We start from the raw sequence: 18011 nt of genomic DNA, 5'->3' as shown, positions 1-18011 counted from the left end.
TAAACATCAAGAAACCCTTCAGCTGCATAACTGAAGGGTTTCATTTTTTAGGGATTTTAGGGCAGGATTTTGTTTTTCAAAAAAATAACCTAGTTTTACAAAAAACTTTAGGGGTGCCTTGCGCTGAGAAATACCCTTTGAACCTGATGTAGTTAGTACTACCGAAGGGAAAAGTAGAAGCAAATCCGTTTGCCGTCTTTTCATGCCTTTAAAAAAGGTCATGCCTATAGTTTTTCCTATTTATCAAAAAATGGAAATAACTGTAAATCAACAAAACTATCCGATCAGCGAAACTTGTTCCGTAGAACAATTGCTTTTAAACGTGCTTCAAATTCCCGTTCAGGGGATTGCTGTAGCCATCAACCAAACCATCATTGCGAAGACTGAATGGCCAGTCAGGCTATTGCAGAATGGCGATCGGCTAACCGTAATTAAAGCCACCCAAGGCGGATAGTTCCATGATTTCTACAAAACCCTATCATTTTCCTTACCAAGAAAAAAAAACATGAAACACGAAAAGACTCCAGACGAGCAAGTCATCAGCCGCACACCTTTTCCGGCCTCAAAAAAAATCTTTGTTCCCGGACAGCTTCATGACATCCAGGTAGCGATGCGTGAAATCACTTTAAGTGACACAAAAATTCATAATGGCTTTGGCGCCACTGAGCCCAACCCAGCGGTCACCATTTATGACACCAGCGGCCCGTATACAGATCCGAACGTAGAAATCGATGTCAAAAAAGGGCTTCCACGACTGAGGGAAAACTGGATTACCGGAAGAGCAGATGTAGATCAATTGGATCAGATTTCTTCCGATTATGGGCAGGAGCGACTGGCAAATGAAAAACTGGATAAACTCCGATTCTCACACTTAAACAAACCTTACAAAGCCAGGGCCGGAATGAATGTTTCCCAAATGCATTATGCGAAAAAAGGAATCATCACTGCGGAGATGGAGTATATTGCAATCAGAGAAAATCAAAGGATTGACCTCCTGAACGAGCAACTGGGCGCGCAATATGGCCTGATGGCCCAGCAACATCAGGGCTATAGTTTTGGGGCAAATACACCGAAAGGATACATCACACCGGAATTTGTCCGCTCAGAGGTGGCTTCCGGCAGGGCAGTTATCCCATGCAACATCAATCACCCGGAATTGGAACCCATGATCATTGGTCGGAATTTCCTCGTTAAGATCAATGCCAACATCGGAAACTCTGCGGTGACCTCTTCTATTGAGGAGGAAGTAGAAAAGGCCGTATGGGCTTGCAGATGGGGCGCAGACACCATCATGGACCTGAGTACAGGAAAGAACATTCATGAAACCCGTGAATGGATCCTCCGCAACTCCCCTGTTCCGATTGGTACAGTTCCGATTTACCAGGCCTTAGAAAAAGTAAATGGCAAAGCCGAAGACCTGACCTGGGAGATTTTCAGAGATACCCTGATCGAACAGGCAGAACAAGGTGTGGATTATTTCACGATTCATGCCGGCGTATTGCTGCGGTATATCCCGATGACCGCTAAAAGAGTGACTGGAATTGTTTCCCGTGGGGGATCAATTATGGCCAAATGGTGCCTTGCCCACCATAAAGAAAGTTTCCTATACACCCATTTCGAGGAAATCTGTGAAATCATGAAAGCTTATGATGTCGCCTTTTCACTTGGAGATGGCTTACGTCCGGGTTGTATTGCCGATGCCAATGATGAAGCACAGTTTGCAGAACTGGAAACTTTAGGCGAATTGACAAAAATCGCCTGGAAGCACGACATCCAAACCATCATCGAAGGTCCTGGTCATGTGCCCATGCACCTGATCAAAGAAAACATGGAGAAGCAACTGGAACATTGTTCAGAAGCACCATTCTATACCCTAGGTCCTTTGACAACAGACATTGCCCCTGGCTATGACCACATCACTTCAGCAATTGGTGCAGCAATGATTGGCTGGTTTGGTACCGCCATGCTTTGCTATGTGACCCCGAAAGAACACCTGGGCCTGCCGAATAAAAAAGATGTGAAAGATGGAGTAATCACTTACAAAATTGCAGCACATGCAGCAGATCTGGCCAAAGGACACCCAGGTGCGCAATACCGTGACAATGCATTGAGTAAGGCAAGATTTGAATTCAGATGGGAAGATCAGTTTAATCTTTCTCTGGATCCGGATACCGCAAAAGAGTTTCATGATGAGACCCTTCCTGCAGATGGTGCTAAAATCGCTCATTTCTGCTCGATGTGTGGTCCGAACTTCTGTTCAATGAAAATCACACAGGATGTAAGAGACTATGCCGCGAAACAAGGTCTGGAAGAAACCGAAGCTTTAAATCAAGGGATGGCTGAAAAATCTAAAGAGTTTGCAGAAAAAGGAAGTGAAATTTATTTGTAATTGGAACTGATTGTCATTTCAAAACCCAACTTTTTTAAGGGGGAAGCGCAACTGATCAATGGTCTGTTCGACCAGGGGATGCAGCGCTTTCACCTGAGAAAAGAGGGAGCAGAGCGGAGGCTTTACCGGCAACTGCTTGCTGCGATTGAGCCCGGATACCTGGAGCGCATTGCCCTTCACCAATTCCATGAACTGGCTCCTGACTTTGGCATCCAAAGGCTTCATTTCAAGGAGCAGCAACGTCTGGCTTTAGGGAAGACGCAGTTATTGGAAAAAGAAGCATTCACCTTAAGTACATCTATACATTCAACAAAACTAACAACTGGTTTACAAATATTTAAATATACATTTATCAGCCCTGTTTTCAGGAGTATCTCCAAAGAAAACTACCCAGGATTAATTAAGGAGGGCTTTCAATTGCCCCTTATGGCCTGCACTAAACTCATCGCCCTGGGTGGGATCAACTCCTCGAGAATCCCTCAGCTCCGACAGATGAATTTTGAAGGAGCGGCAGTATTGGGTGCTATCTGGAATGAACCGGAACAGGCTTTGAAAAATTTTAAACAATTACAATCCGCATGTCAGACTACCGCATAAAAAACCGGACAGACGAAAGACCTTATGTCATCAGTATTGCAGGATTTGATCCTTCGGCCGGGGCAGGTCTGCTCTCCGACCTGAAATGTTTCGAAGCACATCGGGTTTATGGATTTGGGGTCTGCAGCACACTGACGATTCAAACTGACACCGAATTTCTGAAAAACGAATGGCTGGAAACTGATCAGATCATCGCTCAGTTGCAGCCCTTAATTGAGAAGTTCCCGATCGAGGCAGTTAAAATCGGTCTGATCAAAAATCTGGAAAGCCTTTCAGCGGTTTGTGAACATTTGAATTCATTTGATCCGAAGATTAAAATCATCCTGGACCCTATTTTAAAGGCCAGTGCCGGACACAACTTCCACGACTGGAGTCTTGAGCTGGATAATTTTAAAACGCTCTTAAAACGGCTCTATTTGATTACACCCAATTATCTGGAGATGCAGGAACTGAAAGGCAGCGAAGAAATGGACTTAATTTGTCGGAACTGGTCGGAAGATTGTGCGATTTTACTCAAGGGCGGACACCACCCTTTGAGCCCTGGCACAGATTACCTCTTCCATAAAAACGAGCGTCTGGAATTCAAATCGGGAACCGCTGCTGTCTTTCCAAAACATGGCTCGGGTTGTGTCCTCTCTTCAGCGATCACCGCCCGCCTTGCCCTGGGTCATTCAGTTCCGGAATCCTGCCTGCTGGCCAAGCAATATATTGAGCAATTTTTAAACAGTAACCAGAGCCTTTTAGGCTATCACAACCTATGATCGACAGACTACATTACATCTCCCAATCCAATGCTGAAATCAGTCATTTGGAAGCCATCGAGCAGGTGCTGCATGCCGGCGGAAAATGGATCCAGCTCCGGGTAAAAAACGAAGCCGAAACGGAGGTCCTGGATACCGCTAAAGCTGCAAATGCACTCTGCAAAAAATTTGCAAGCAAATTAATCATCAATGATTTTCCTGTTGTCTGCAAGGCGATTGAAGCCCACGGAACACATCTAGGATTAAATGACATGAACATCATAAATGCCAGATTATTAGTTGGTAATAATAAAATTATTGGCGGTACCGCAAATACCTTTGAAGACATTCAAAAAAGAGCTGCAGAAGCTGCGAATTACATCGGATTAGGCCCTTACCGATTTACGCATACAAAAAAGAACCTCAGTCCGATTTTAGGTCTGGAAGGTTATAAAAAGATCATGGAAAAAGTAAGAAATGCCAACATCAACATCCCCATTATCGCCATTGGCGGCATTACTCCGGAGGACCTTCCTGAGCTCCTGAAAACCGGCATCTACGGCCTGGCACTTTCCAGTACTTTAACCCACAAAAAGGACACTTCTTTAGTGATCAAACAGCTCTATCAGGAGTTAGAAAAACACCCTTTCCCTACCTTTTAAAATACAAGTAAATCATGTTAAAAATAGCAGACAAAACCTTTCATTCCCGCTTGTTTACAGGCACCGGAAAATTCAATTCCAATACAACCATGGAAGCTGCCCTGTTGGCCTCAGGATCGGAATTGGTTACTGTTGCTTTAAAGCGGGTGGATTTAAAACAACATTCCGACGAGCAGGCAGATCAGCTCCTCAAATACCTCAACCACCCTCAATTCAACCTGCTGCCCAATACCTCTGGGGTAAGAAACGCTAAAGAAGCGGTTTTTGCTGCTCAACTGGCAAGGGAAGCCCTGGAAACCAATTGGATTAAACTGGAAATTCACCCAGACCCCAAATACCTGATGCCGGATCCAATTGAAACCTTAAAGGCCACAGAGGAACTGGCTAAACTAGGCTTCGTAGTCTTACCTTACATCCATGCGGACCCTGTACTGTGTAAACGTCTGGAGGATGTAGGAACGGCTGCAGTAATGCCTTTAGGCTCACCTATAGGGAGCAATAAGGGCTTAAAAACTATAGACTTCCTGGAAATCATCATTAGTCAGAGTCGGGTTCCTGTAGTGATCGATGCCGGAATAGGCTCAGCCTCTGATGCCGCCAAAGCCATGGAAATCGGCGCTGACGCAGTATTGGTGAATACTGCAATTGCCGTTTCCGGGGACCCTGTTCGCATGGCAGAAGCCTTTAAAATGGCTGTTGAAGCAGGTAGAATGGCCTACCTCGCCAAATTAGGCCAGATCAACTCACAGGCTGTTGCCAGTAGCCCATTAACCGCTTTTCTTGAAGATGAGATTTAACGATATTTTTCAGCAACAGAACTGGGAAGAGACCAGCAGGAGCATTTACGCTAAGAATAGTGTGGATGTAGAACAGGCTTTAAATAGTCATAAAAGGACATTGGAAGACTTCAAAGCCCTGATCTCCCCCGCTGCAGCTCCTTATCTGGAAAGAATGGCAAAATTGAGTCAGGAGCTTACTTTAAAGCGATTCGGCAACACCATACAGATGTATGTACCGCTGTATCTGAGCAATGAATGCAACAATATCTGTACGTATTGCGGTTTCAGTTATGACAACAAAGTAAAGCGGAAGACCTTATCGGCTATTGAAATCATGGAAGAAGTAGCCGCAATCAAGGCAATGGGCTACCACCATGTACTGCTGGTCACCGGAGAGGCCAATCAAACCGTCCATACAGATTACTTTAAAAAGGTACTGGAATTAATCCGGCCACATTTCGCTCATATTTCCATGGAAGTACAGCCTTTAGAGCGCTCAGATTACCAGGAATTGACTCCCTATGGACTGAATACTGTGTTGGTTTATCAGGAAACCTATCATGAAGAAGACTATAAGAAACACCATCCAAAGGGGAAAAAGTCCAATTTCCAATACCGCTTAGACACCCCGGACCGTCTGGGTGAAGCCGGAATTCATAAAATGGGTTTAGGTGTATTGATTGGATTGGAAGACTGGAGGACGGACTCTTTTTTCACGGCGATGCATCTTGACTACCTGGAAAAGAAGTACTGGAAAAGCAAATACAGCATCTCCTTTCCACGATTAAGGCCATTTAGCGGTGGATTAGAACCAAAAGTAGCCATGAATGACCGCGAATTAGTGCAACTGATCTGTGCCTACCGAATTTTCAATGAAGAAGTAGAGTTGTCCATTTCTACTAGAGAGTCGGTCATTTTTCGTGACCACATCATCAAACTCGGGATTACCTCCATCAGTGCGGGCTCAAAAACGAACCCCGGAGGCTATGCGGTGGAGCCACAATCTCTGGAACAATTCGAAATATCTGATGAAAGAACCGCACCTGAGATCGCAGAAATGATTCATAAACAAGGTTATGAAGCTGTATGGAAGGATTGGGACTTGAGTTTAATGAAGTAATATGATGGAAAACAAAGCACTTAAAAGGTATCACAGGCAGATCTTACTGGAAGAATTAGGCATCTCCGGGCAACAAAAACTACAAAAAGCTGCTGTATTAATTATTGGAGCTGGTGGATTAGGATGCCCCCTCCTATTCTACCTTGGCGCTGCGGGTATCGGCAAAATTGGAATTATTGATGGGGACAACATCGCAGAAAGCAACCTACATCGGCAGATCCTTTTTCAACAACAGGACATTGGTGTAAATAAAGCGGAAAAGGCTGTGGAGCGGTTAAAATTACTGAATCCTGAATTACAACTCCAGGCTTACCCTTTCTACTTATCCCCTGAAAATGCCACAGATTTGCTCGGGGAGTATGACCTTGTCATCGATGGTTCAGACAACTTCCCTACGCGTTACCTGGTCAACGACACTTGCGTTTCCCTTGGTAAAACCCTGGTATTTGGGTCTATTTTCCGCTTTGAAGGACAGGTTTCCGTATTTAACTATCATGGAGGTCCCAATTACCGCAGCTGTTATCCTGAGCCACCGAAGCAGGAGAATAGTCCTAATTGTGGAGATGCAGGCGTGATTGGGCCTTTACCGGGTATTATTGGCAGCATCATGGCCAATGAAGCCATTAAAATAATCTGCGGATTTGGGGATAGTCTTTCCGGAAAACTACTTATCTTCAATGCACTAAACAACGACATGCAACTCTTTAACATTCAACCAAAGCATCCCCAGGATGATCAGCCTCAAAATACAAAAAAAACAATTGTGTATCAGGAGATTTTCCCAAGTGAACTTCTGGAATGGGAAGAAAACCATATTCCTTTTTGTTTGATTGATGTACGCGAAGCTCATGAATTTGAGATGGATAATATCGGAGGCATTCACATTTCCCTTTACGAACTTGAAGAGAAAATTGACACTTTAGCCTTTCAAAACCGATTGGTTTTTTGCTGTACTTCAGGCGCAAAAAGCAGAATGGCCACAAAGATCATTGGCAATAAAAGAGAAGAAAATCTATTTATTATCAGTCTTTTAAACAGAGATAAATAAAGTTTAAATTCAACAAGAATCCGATGAGTCGGATTCTTTATAAAAGGGGATGCTGGTCATATCTGATGAGCATCTCTAAGGTCAATTCGATCATAAAAAAAGGAAAAATAAAGGAAGTAAGCAGCTATTGACAGCATACTAAAGAACAATGTATAGCCCGACAGGATCACAAACATACTGATAAAAAAGAACCCCAATAGCCATTTAAAATAGCGATCCAGATCTAGTTTGATCCAATACAAGATCATTCTTAAGCTCATCAATCCGGCTAAACCAAACCACAATCCGACCAGAAAAGGCTGAATCTGTCCTTGCGTCTGGTAGAAATAAAAGACGATCTCAGGCAAAAAAATCAGCATAAAAACCAGGAGGACATGGGTCATTCTTGTACTCAGTTTTATTGGAAGACTCCTGCTAAACGAAAGCTGATCTGTTTCCTGTCTGAGCATCGCATGAATCAGCATACTATGAGAAAGTACTGCTGCCAGAATTCCGATCAAAGCCACCCTGGGCTCTCTATAGAGATCAGAAAAGACCCACATCACTGTCGTAAACAAGGAAAAAGAAAGGACTTTACTCAGGAAAAACATAACTGGCTGTTCCGTTAGCAAATAAAAAAAAGGCCATGTCCAGTAAGGTTTCTTCAATTGGGGGAAAGGGAAGATAAAATAAACCTCTACCGGAACATGGCTATAATTAATGGTCCGAAACATAAATCCGGATACCACAGTCAAAATCAGTATTATAAAGCTAATTGTAGCTAAGACTCCAATGATGTGGCCTTCAGTCAGGCCTACATAAACCATTGGAATGGCATATCCCAGGATTGGCAAAAACAATACCAGATATACTTTCAACCAGAGTTGAAATTGCTGTTTTCCAGTGGTTATTGTCAATAGTGAGACAAAATGATACTGCTCCGATTTTATAAGTTTCCTGATGAAAAACAGGCATTTTAACAGATAAAGTGTCCAAAAACAAAAGACTAAGGCCAGAACTAATGGAGAGGAATACACCATCAACATTAGTGTTTTATGGTAACTCAACAATTGTGAAGACTCCACTACCCCAAAAGCCAGATAAAAACCAAAAAGAAAGAGCCCAGCATGGCTTGCATAGAATTCTTTACTTAAGGTTTTTAAAATCAGCTTTAACATGGTTGCAGTTCAGCGTTTACAATCTGGAACGCCTGTTTGATTGGCAAACAGCTCATTTCCAACTCCTGATGAGAGGAAAGTAAAAATGAACAGCCTTTTTCAGCATATGATTTTATGAGCCGATACAGCAGTGCTGTAGCATTGGCATCAATGGTAATCAGCGGTTCATCCAGGATATAGAGCTGTACATCGCCAACAAAAGCACAGATTAGAGAAAGCTTTTTAACCATCCCACTGGAATAACTTCCAACTTTCTGATCCATAAATGGACTCATCCCTAAAGCTTCAACTAATGAAGCAGTATTCTCCCGACTCGCTTTTCGAACTTCAATATGGTAATTTAACAACTCATTTCCGGTCACAAAAGGCGGATACTGCGGTTCTGCCTCAGCATAACTGATCATAGATCGATAGGTAACCGGCTGACTCCTAATACTAATACCATTTAAACTCAGCATTCCTTCAAAGGGAGTCTGACCGGCAATCACTTTAAACAATGTGGTTTTTCCGGTACCATTTCCTCCTTTAAGCCAGTAAATACCATGATCAAGGCTCCATTTCTCAAAAGAAAGTACCTCATGATCTCCATACTTTTTATTGATATGCTGTAATTCTAATCTGACCAAGTTCGTTTCTTTTTGCATTTAGATGTCTACATCATGGATATGTTACTCACGATATCGCTACCTTTGGCAAAAAAGCCTGCAAGAACATGATAGAAATAGGAAGATATAACGATTTAAGAATTATAAATAAAACAGAAAACGGCCTCATCTTAACAGAGGGTGATAAAGAAGTGTTGTTACCATATGTAGATGTTCCTAAAAACATCGAAATTGGGGATAATATCAATGTTTTCGTGTACATGCACAAAGACGGCAGATTAATGGCGACTACAAAAAAACCTTACGCCTGCGTAGGTGATTTCGCTTACCTGACCGTTGTTGACGAAACTGAAGATGGTGTGTTTATGGACCTTGGTATCGATAAAGACATTTATGTTCCTCAGCGAGAGCTGAAACGCCCGATGTTTAAAGGCGACAAACATGTGGTTTATGTTTACCTGGATGAAAGTAATGACCGTATGGTCGCTTCTTCCCGATTAACCAATTATGTGGAAGATCAGGACATCGATCTTGAAGAAGGCGACGAAGTAAGTTTATTGATCGTTGACCGCTCTGACCTGGGTTACAATGCCATTGTAGACAATAAATACATTGGCTTGTTGTATGCCAACGAGCTATTTGATCAGTTAAATCCTGGAGAAATCAGAAAAGGATGGATCAAAAAGATTCGTGTGGGAGGTAAAATTGACCTAAGTCTTCAGCCAATGGGTTATGGACATATCCTGGATAATAAGGACGTGATTCTGGATGAATTAAAAGCCTGTGGTGGTGTGGTTCATTTGGGCGACAAAAGTGCTCCGGACGACATCTATGACCGTTTCAAAATCAGCAAAAGCGCGTTCAAGAAAGTAATTGGAGGTTTGTATAAGGACCGTTTGATCACGATTTCTGACCACGAAATCAAGTTATTCGTAGACGAAGAGGCAGACTAAGCCAGTTTAAATATTAAGCATAAAAAAACCGGTTTCTTTATAGGAACCGGTTTTTTTATGTTCATTTAGAAATTGAAACCTACTGAAAAATAAGGCATGGTTGCTTCATTTGAAAAGCCCAGTGTCCCTTGAATCAGGAACTGATCACCCGGCATCACGTACAATCCCGCTCCGTATCCCTGATGCCATTTATTACTGGATTCCCCTGGCTGCCATACCCTGCCCACATCATTGAAGGCAATCATGCCCACTGTTCCAGGCACCAGATAGGACGTAAAATTAAACAGCTTCATCCTCAGATCCAGGTTATGATATAAGCCTGTCCGCCCTGTAAAACGTCTGCTATTGAACCCTCTAAGACTGTTTACGCCTCCCAATTGAATGTGTTGAAAGAATGTCGGATCCCCAACCGTAGTCCCGGCACCAATTCTATTGGCAATGACAAAACCCGATTTCCCAGGGTTTAGGTAAAAGCGAAATTCCGTATTCAGCACACCATAACGTTCATCACCACCACTGACCCGTTGTTGTGCAGAGATGGTCGTTTTCCAGAACACTCCTTTAGTAGGAATCGCAATATTATTGCGGGTATCATAAGTCAAACCTCCGGTTAAACCTGCATAAAAACGATTGGTAAACACCTCTTGCTCTGGATGTAAAGCATCATAATCATTTAAGAAGCGTTCTTCATTTTCCTTACGATTGCTGGTATAATAAGAAAATAAAAGTCCGCCTTCCACCATCCAAGACTTATCCAATATTCTCCTTAACCTGATATTGGCATTCAAATAGTTATATCTGTTGCGGTAATAAGAGATCCCGTCTTCCCGATCCTGCCCTTCCGGGAGCTGCTCATCATGGTCATCTTTCTGATATACCGTATTATTTCCCAGGCCAAAGAAATTACTTAAATTATTGGGGCCCAACATATTGATGGCCACATTCAAATCGTTATTACCGATTGCCTTTTTAAAATCCCCGGTATAGTCCAGAATAAAGGATTTTCTTCCTGTTGAATAATGTGCCCAAATCTCTTGTTTAGAAGCATAAGGCGATTTTCTGAAACCTTGTTTCTCTATGATATAGCCTAATCCAACCTGAATGCCCTGGTCGATATTATAGTTTCCATCAACAAGTATCCCTTTTCTATCGTATAAGAATCCGTTTTTATTGAATTGGTTGACTGCAGAATCCTTAGCCAACCTTAATTTGGCATCACCTTTAGCGGGGAGTATATTCTTCTCATCTGCGCGATCATAAATGAAAAGATTTGATTTATCAGGTACATCAGTAGCTACTTTAAAATCATCAACATCCTCTCCTCCAATCATTCTCACTTTTATTGGAGATTCATTTCTTCCCCGGACATTAAAAATATCCTTCCCCCCCAGTCCGAATAATCGGATTTCTTTAGTTACCTGAGGATCGAAAGTACGGTTAAAAAAACGGCGTCCTTTTGTCCCATCTTTCTTGATATTGAAAACATGGAGCTTTACTTTTCCATCTGCTTCCTTAATAATATCAAAATATTCAGCCTTATCAGAGGCTGGAATATCTACATTAATGGATAGAAAACGGTAATAATGCAGGGCCAACTCCTCCAGCTGATCTCTTCGGGAAGTAAAATTGAAAATCAACTCCTCCCCACACTGTTTATAGATCGGTGCAGGCATTTCTTTGAAAGCTTTAGCAATCAGCTCATCCGTCATCCTGTTTTGTACCAGTTTTATCGCTTCTTTCCAATCTTCCTCGTTGAGTTCATTCAGGAAATACCGATCAAAATACCGCTCATTAAAGTTCCAATGATCCACATCTCTAATCGTAGGTGAATAGGGCTGTAAATGGGATTTAAGCCACTGGTGGCTCAATATCCAGGGAAATACGCCTGAAGTTTTATAGAATACTTTATCGCGATCCCGGGGCACTGGCGTATATGTTGTACCATCTACCGTTTTATCCGCAGCCCAGCGCCAGTTGTCCTCATGCCTATCCCAATCTCCCAATAGAAAATCCAGCAAGCGTGCCCTCAGCGTCATTTTCTGATCTGCTTTGGTATCATTATCCTTTTGAATTTTCTTTTGAACTTTCTCTGTATTGTCTGTCTTCTCCTCTGAAGGGGACCTTTCTTCGAATATATAGGCGGCATTGGCGAACTCTTTACGGTACTCCCCAAGCCCTGGATCATCCGCTATGTATACCATTTCCGGTTTTGCATGATCCAACTCTAGTGCTTCAGCCAATGGGGGTACGATTAAAGCGGCAAAAGGATGGTTGGTAGACACCTGATCCTGAGTAATGTCTTTGGCAATAGTTGCCCTTAAATTCTCTGGCAAGCTTCTGTCTGCATATTTCTGAACAGTTCTCAATACCCATTCTTTTCCTGTTGGATCCACCAAACGTAGAGAACGCGTCTGCATCCCACCACCTAATTTGATGATTTTTAGTCCGCCTTTTTCCTTCTGAAGGTCCATAACCCTTAAAGTTACCGGCGTTGCCCATAACTTACGATAGCTTTCTCCCAGCCAGAACCGGTGAAAACCACTTACTTTATCATATTCCGGAGCAATGGCCACCGTTATAGAATCTGATTTTACTGTGCCTTGTGAAAAAGCCACAGCTGGAATGGCTCCAAGCGCCATATTTATCATTAGTGCCGCTTGCAGCTCCTTTTTAAAACGCATATTAACTTTATTTAAGCGTTACTCCTACTCTTAGGGCTTTTAAGCCTTCAACTCCTTGCAATTCTTCAATATCCAGATACTCCAGGTCGTCATTTAACAATCCTATTTCCTGAAGTGCTTTGATGTAGCCCAGGTATTCTCTGGCTTCCCAGCTATTGAAATAGACAATGGCAATCTTTCCTGGTTGTGTAATTCGCTCTGTGGTGTCCTTGACATGGGCTTTATCAATCCGCTTTTTAACCATCTGGTAACGGATATTATAACTCCCTTCTACATCAAACCGCTGCTCATCAGTCCTAAAACTGATATCTATCAATTTTTCATAAACAAAGATGAGTTGCGTAGTTTCCAATGGCAAGGAAAAATAAGGAGCTAAACTATGACTCGTTTGTGCCACTTCTGCCAGGACTTTGAGTTGCTTCAGTCGAAATTCATGTAAAATCTCTTCTGTAAATTCGGTATCCGGAGCAATAGAATTCCCCAGGTAAATGTCGAATTCTACCCCATCTGTACGAAACTTTTCAAAGTAACATGGATAAATTTCTTGGATTTCTCTATTGAACACATCTAAATGCCTGGTTACCGCCAGATTAATCATCTGTAAACTTTTTTCATACCTATCACGATGTTCATAGCTTTTTCCATCGACGGCCGTCCAGGCCAGGTATTCATCTACAATAGGTTTAAGTTCCGGATGTGTTTCTTTTAAATGTATCAAAGCCGAAGGAATCTGCCTTTGCAGGTAATCTTCCGTTTTTAAAATTTCACGGTCTGTCAGGTCTTCAAATCTGGTCTTAGTCCAGATTTCATACTTCTTGGGAAGCTCATTATCCAGTGATTCACAAACCCTCTTTTTAATGGTATCCAATGTATTTTGCAGCATTTCAAAATGCACCTGCAGATCTTTACGAACTGCCATATTTCTCAATATACTGGAATTTCTGATATCTACAGCACCATAAAAGGGGTGTACATTTCTGAAAAACACCTGTTCAACGGGCAGGTTACGTTTTTTTCCTCCTGAACGCAGGTAATGATAGGCTGCTTCATTAAATCTCCATTGAACTGAAGGTTGCAATGCCGTAAATTTATCTGTTACAATTTCGGCGATTTCCTGATTGAAATCAGTGACGATATTCTGATATAATTGTGCGAGTAATGGAAAAGCCAGGTCTATTTTAGTGAGTGCATTCCCATTAAAATGAATAGATTCTTTGGTGTATAATTCCAGACAACCTACCAATTTCGCATTGTAGTACAACGGAAATAAGCCATAAGACTTGATTCCTGTTGCCCAAAGCAGGCGAAGCATCGGATATTTCTCTTGTTCCTCCAGGGTAATTTCTGGGAAGATCAGGGTTCTGGGGTGTTTCAGGTAATCATTTACAAGCTGGAAATCTTCATTGTCCATCCATCCGGCCTCATCGGCCAGTTTGATCAAAACACTTTGAAAACCAGACTTCTCATTCAGCAAAAGTTTATTATTTAGCTTCAGATAAGGCAGCAATCCAAATTCCAGATGGTTAGATCCCGCTAATGCCTTCAAAGCATTATTGATCTCTTTACCATAATCTACGGTTTTGGATTCATGGTGGTCAATCATCACATTCTTAATTGATTCCAGTGCATATTCTCCTGTGACATCTGTTAAGGTGACAATAGAGATGCCTTCAATTTTGAAAATTGAAGGTGGAATCAGTTTGGTCAGGATATCAAGGGTATTGTTTTCATCCTGGATATAATCCTTTACAATATTCAGGTCATATTCCGGTAACTCCGCATCAGTGCTGATGGTAAGAAATCTTGTATCGACGTTTAAGCGGTAATACTTTGGCAATTTTGTTTCCGGATCAACAATAGAGTTGACTGTAAATTCGCTGGCTGTTAATGAAAAGTTATAAAAGCGATGTAATACCATATTATAAAAGGCAGACAACATGCTTTTCTTCATTTCTGATTTTGAAGGCAGCGAGAGGTCGGCTTTTAAGGTGCAGGTAGAAGGTTCCAATAGCACATTGTAAAAGGCATTGGTTCCATAATGAAAACAAGGCATCAATGGTGTGCTTATCGCCCAAAAATGTTCCTTTTCTTCATTAATGATCGGCGATAAAGCCGTATATATCAATTCAAACAAAGTATTGTACTTACGGACATTCTCCATTGGAATGGGATCCTTCAGCTCAGGATATTGTTTGAATTGTTCAAGAATATAACGGTAGAAGTTGATTTTTGCAGTCTTCTCTGTATTTGCTTTCTCCTCCACAAAAGAAATAAAGGGTTGCAAAGACAGTTTAATCTCAGCACCTAATGGAGGGCGTTCTCTTAATTCAGTAATACTATTATTCAAATCCAGCGTGATAGCTTGCATTTTTCGTACTTATTATTTTACTTTTTTACTGATTTCGTGTATTTAAACTTTAGGATATTCCCATTGGTCAGCTCATCTCCTTCATTTGAGATATACAAGTTCATATTTTTATCAAAAGCTATGCCTTCCGGTTGATTGTAGACCGAAGAATTGAGACGATGCACTTCTTTTACCTTCCAGTGCTCATCTGCAATGACTAATAACTTATTGGCAGAAGCGAGGATATACCATTCTTTTGTGACTGGGTTTTTAGTCAGTGCCGAGGGACTAAGACTGGCTTTTAGCTTAGGGTTCAACGCTTTTATTTGCTCAAGATCAATGCTAAAACTACTTTCAGGAATTAAGCTATCGAGTTTGGCATCGTAATTTAACACATAACCGGTACTGGTTTTCCTTTTCTTATCTACCGGACAGGTTTTGCATAAAACATACACTTTATTGTTTTCCGGATCGGCATATAAACTCTCATATTCCCCTTTAGGCACCAATTTCTTATGCACCTTCACCTGCTCCGCTTTTTCTTTCATTGTTTCAGAGAATGGAAAAGTATAAAGCTGTCCATTACTTTTTAAGACAAATACTTTTTCATTGAAAATCGCGATGTCTTCGTAATCTCCTTTACCCGCAAAACCTACGTTCTTTTGCTGTTTTACGTTCCATTTTTGTCGGAATACACTCCCTTCCTCATCCTGTATAGAATAAATAGTATCTGGAATACCTTTATAAAAAGCAATTCCTGAGATTTCCAATAAGCTTTCCGGCATACTGAACTTTTCCGGATGTTCCAGATCGTAACCTATAGGGTTGCTAAATTTTGAAGCGGCCGGTTTACAGGCATAAAATGCGATTAATGCCAGAAAAGGCAAGATATATAATATTTTAGTAGAGATTTTTTTCATAAAATAGGTCCATTTACTCCTTATTAAACGATTGTAACAAATGATAAATAGCTTCCTGAGAACGAATTGCAGGCGAACCATTGATTTCTTCATTCTGCAGCTGATCTGTAATATTTACTGCCTGAACATTATCTTGAAGCTGCAAGGTAATAATTTCCTCGATTAGACGTTTCAGATCCAGGTCATATAAAGGAAAACAAACTTCAATTCTACTGTATATATTCCGATTCATCCAGTCTGCCGAGCCTAAATAGATTTCCTGCTGCCCATTATTCGCAAAGATAAAGATCCTTCCGTGTTCCAGGAAACGGTCTACGATTCTCCTTACATGAATATTTTCGCTGAGCCCCTGCTTTCCCGGAACTAAACAGCAGATACCTCTGATAATGAGTTGTATTTTTACCCCTGCCCCTGAGGCCTCATACAATTTATTGATGAGTACCTGCTCCTCCAGGTTGTTCAGTTTTATGGTAATACTGGCCTCTAAACCCTGTTTGGCATGCTCAATTTCCCGCTGTATCAGGTTTAGAAAAGTATCATGCAGGTTAAATTGTGCAACTAATAAATGCTTAAAGTCAATTGGTTCTTCTGCTGCAGGGCTTTTATCCTTTCTACTCAAAAAGCTGAACAAAGATTCTAATTCCTGTAACATTGGTTGATGTGCAGTCAACAAAATATGATCGGTATAAAACTTTGCAGTGCTTTCATTGAGGTTTCCGGTTGCCAGAAGGCCGAGATACTGGTTTTCTCCATTGATAGATCTTTTAACCAACGCCACTTTAGCATGTACCTTCAGGTCAATACTGCTGTAAATAATTTTTACACCTGCTGATTTCATTTGTTTTGCCCATTTGATGTTATTTGCTTCATCAAATCTGGCTTTCAGCTCTACGAGCACCAGCACCTTTTTTCCATTTTTGGCAGCAGTCATCAATGCATTGACGATTCTTGAATTCCGGGCAACCCGATACAAGGTCACATAAATTTCAGTAACATGGATGTCGTTTGAGGCTTCATTAAAAAAGCGCAATACAGCATCATAATTTTGATAAGGAACATTCAGTAACAGGTCCTTGCGGAGGATATGATCGAATAGGCTTTCATTTTCAGCAATTTTAACTCCGGTTACAGCTGGCCATTTCGGATAGCCAAAAACCTTTTCATCAAGAGGAAAAGCACTCAGATCTTTCAGGTTATGATAGGTTCCTCCCTGTACCAATGCTGCTTTTTGCAGCTTAAGTGCATAGATTACATAATATAAATTTCTTAATGGGATTCCAGGTTCAAAAAGGACACGGGTGGCAAAGCCATAATCTCTGACTTCCAACTGCTTTTCCAGTGCAAGGGTAATGTCTTCGGCATCATCCTGCCCGATTTTTAAGGCTGCATTTCTGGTGATCTTCAGGTTATAAGCACCCTGAATTTGATCATTAGGGAACAAATAAGCCAGATTATATTTAATGATATCTTCCAGGAACACAATATACTGTGCCCCATTCACCGGAATCGCATATAAGCGCAATAAATCTTCAGAAGGAATACTGATCAATTCCATCCGTTCCTCCCCTGCATGGTTTCTAAGGATTACCACCTGATAAAGCCTGTTATTTTCAGCAAAGAAATCCAGCAATCCATCCGCTATACATTCCGAATGGATATAAGTCAGAACTTCGTTAAAAAACAAGGCTGTTACTGCTTCGGAGATCATGGAGGGAATTGGTTTATTGTATAACCAATATATTTTTTGTGCTTCCAGTTCCGGTAAAATCTGTGCACCGATAATCTCACCATAGCGTTGCTGCTGTTGATCTATTTTCATCTTCGCAGCTTCATAATCCCACATCATCACCGGCATCCTTACCCGATAAAACTCATCCAGATTCGAGGAATAAATCGACAGAAAACGGATTCTTTCCAAAATGGGCAGGTTTGGCTTTGCAGCCTCCATCAGCACGCGCTCATTAAAGCTCAGCCAGCTTAAATCCCGGTTAAAATATACAGCAGACTTCATAT

General features: G+C 41.5%; 15 protein-coding genes and 1 riboswitch. Of the genes, 9 read left to right on the top strand and 6 right to left on the bottom strand.

Translation table 11 applies throughout. The annotated features are described in order from the left end of the window. Positions 1-99: 99 nt before the first annotated feature. Positions 100-187, top strand: a riboswitch (TPP riboswitch). 63 nt (positions 188-250) lie between these two features. The 8 genes from thiS to R2Q94_RS08080 are packed head-to-tail and all read left to right on the top strand — an operon-like array spanning position 251 to position 7335. Then, the gene (gene thiS / locus R2Q94_RS08115; RefSeq protein ID WP_316820947.1) at positions 251-454 is read left to right on the top strand and encodes a sulfur carrier protein ThiS; all 204 of its coding nucleotides are present in this window, start codon (positions 251-253) and stop codon (positions 452-454) included. A gap of 51 nt (positions 455-505) precedes the next feature. Next, a complete protein-coding gene (thiC, locus tag R2Q94_RS08110; protein ID WP_316820946.1) occupies positions 506-2389 on the top strand; it encodes a phosphomethylpyrimidine synthase ThiC in 1884 nt (627 codons plus the stop codon). Next, a complete protein-coding gene (locus R2Q94_RS08105; protein WP_316820945.1) occupies positions 2390-2986 on the top strand; it encodes a thiamine phosphate synthase in 597 nt (198 codons plus the stop codon). After that, the gene (locus R2Q94_RS08100; RefSeq protein WP_316820944.1) at positions 2968-3747 is read left to right on the top strand and encodes a hydroxymethylpyrimidine/phosphomethylpyrimidine kinase; all 780 of its coding nucleotides are present in this window, start codon (positions 2968-2970) and stop codon (positions 3745-3747) included. Before R2Q94_RS08105 ends, R2Q94_RS08100 begins: the two co-directional genes overlap by 19 nt. Continuing rightward, the gene (locus R2Q94_RS08095; RefSeq protein WP_316820943.1) at positions 3744-4388 is read left to right on the top strand and encodes a thiamine phosphate synthase; all 645 of its coding nucleotides are present in this window, start codon (positions 3744-3746) and stop codon (positions 4386-4388) included. The genes R2Q94_RS08100 and R2Q94_RS08095 overlap by 4 nt, the downstream gene beginning before the upstream one ends. Positions 4389-4402: 14 nt before the next feature. Beyond that, positions 4403-5185: a thiazole synthase gene (locus tag R2Q94_RS08090; protein ID WP_316820942.1), complete on the top strand. Its 783-nt coding sequence runs from the start codon at positions 4403-4405 to the stop codon at positions 5183-5185. Beyond that, entirely contained in the window at positions 5175-6287 is a 1113-nt protein-coding gene (thiH, locus tag R2Q94_RS08085; protein WP_316820941.1) for a 2-iminoacetate synthase ThiH, read from the top strand. Before R2Q94_RS08090 ends, thiH begins: the two co-directional genes overlap by 11 nt. 1 nt (position 6288) lies before the next feature. Then, positions 6289-7335, top strand: coding sequence for a HesA/MoeB/ThiF family protein (locus tag R2Q94_RS08080; RefSeq protein WP_316820940.1), 1047 nt, complete (start codon positions 6289-6291; stop codon positions 7333-7335). Positions 7336-7391: 56 nt separating this feature from the next. On the opposite strand, the gene R2Q94_RS08075 is transcribed toward R2Q94_RS08080, so the two are convergent. Then, a complete protein-coding gene (locus R2Q94_RS08075) occupies positions 7392-8492 on the bottom strand; it encodes a hypothetical protein (protein WP_316820939.1) in 1101 nt (366 codons plus the stop codon). Further along, positions 8486-9118, bottom strand: a complete 633-nt coding sequence (locus tag R2Q94_RS08070; protein ID WP_316820938.1) for an ABC transporter ATP-binding protein — start codon at positions 9116-9118, stop codon at positions 8486-8488. The genes R2Q94_RS08075 and R2Q94_RS08070 overlap by 7 nt, the downstream gene beginning before the upstream one ends. Positions 9119-9204: 86 nt before the next feature. Here R2Q94_RS08070 and R2Q94_RS08065 point away from each other — a divergent pair, with 86 nt between their 5' ends. Beyond that, positions 9205-10050: a S1 RNA-binding domain-containing protein gene (locus R2Q94_RS08065; RefSeq protein ID WP_316820937.1), complete on the top strand. Its 846-nt coding sequence runs from the start codon at positions 9205-9207 to the stop codon at positions 10048-10050. Positions 10051-10115: 65 nt separating this feature from the next. Here R2Q94_RS08065 and R2Q94_RS08060 read toward each other — a convergent pair whose 3' ends face one another. From R2Q94_RS08060 to ppk1, 4 genes are read right to left on the bottom strand one after another with little or no spacing between them, the layout of a single operon-like run. Continuing rightward, positions 10116-12731, bottom strand: coding sequence for a BamA/TamA family outer membrane protein (locus R2Q94_RS08060; protein ID WP_316820936.1), 2616 nt, complete (start codon positions 12729-12731; stop codon positions 10116-10118). 7 nt (positions 12732-12738) lie between these two features. Continuing rightward, positions 12739-15099 (bottom strand): GAF domain-containing protein, encoded by a 2361-nt coding sequence (locus R2Q94_RS08055; RefSeq protein ID WP_316820935.1) that lies wholly within the window; start codon positions 15097-15099, stop codon positions 12739-12741. A gap of 17 nt (positions 15100-15116) precedes the next feature. Next, on the bottom strand, positions 15117-15998 hold the full coding sequence (locus R2Q94_RS08050; protein WP_316820934.1) for an SdiA-regulated domain-containing protein: 882 nt from the start codon (positions 15996-15998) through the stop codon (positions 15117-15119). A gap of 13 nt (positions 15999-16011) precedes the next feature. Continuing rightward, positions 16012-18009, bottom strand: a complete 1998-nt coding sequence (ppk1, locus tag R2Q94_RS08045) for a polyphosphate kinase 1 (RefSeq protein WP_316820933.1) — start codon at positions 18007-18009, stop codon at positions 16012-16014. Between the last annotated feature and the right edge of the window lie 2 nt (positions 18010-18011).

The sequence above is a fragment of the Pedobacter gandavensis genome, assembly GCF_032678465.1.
GTDB classification, from domain to species: Bacteria; Bacteroidota; Bacteroidia; order Sphingobacteriales; family Sphingobacteriaceae; genus Pedobacter; species Pedobacter gandavensis_B.
Note: the sequence above shows the minus strand (reverse complement) of the source record. Positions and strands in the feature narration are given on the sequence as shown.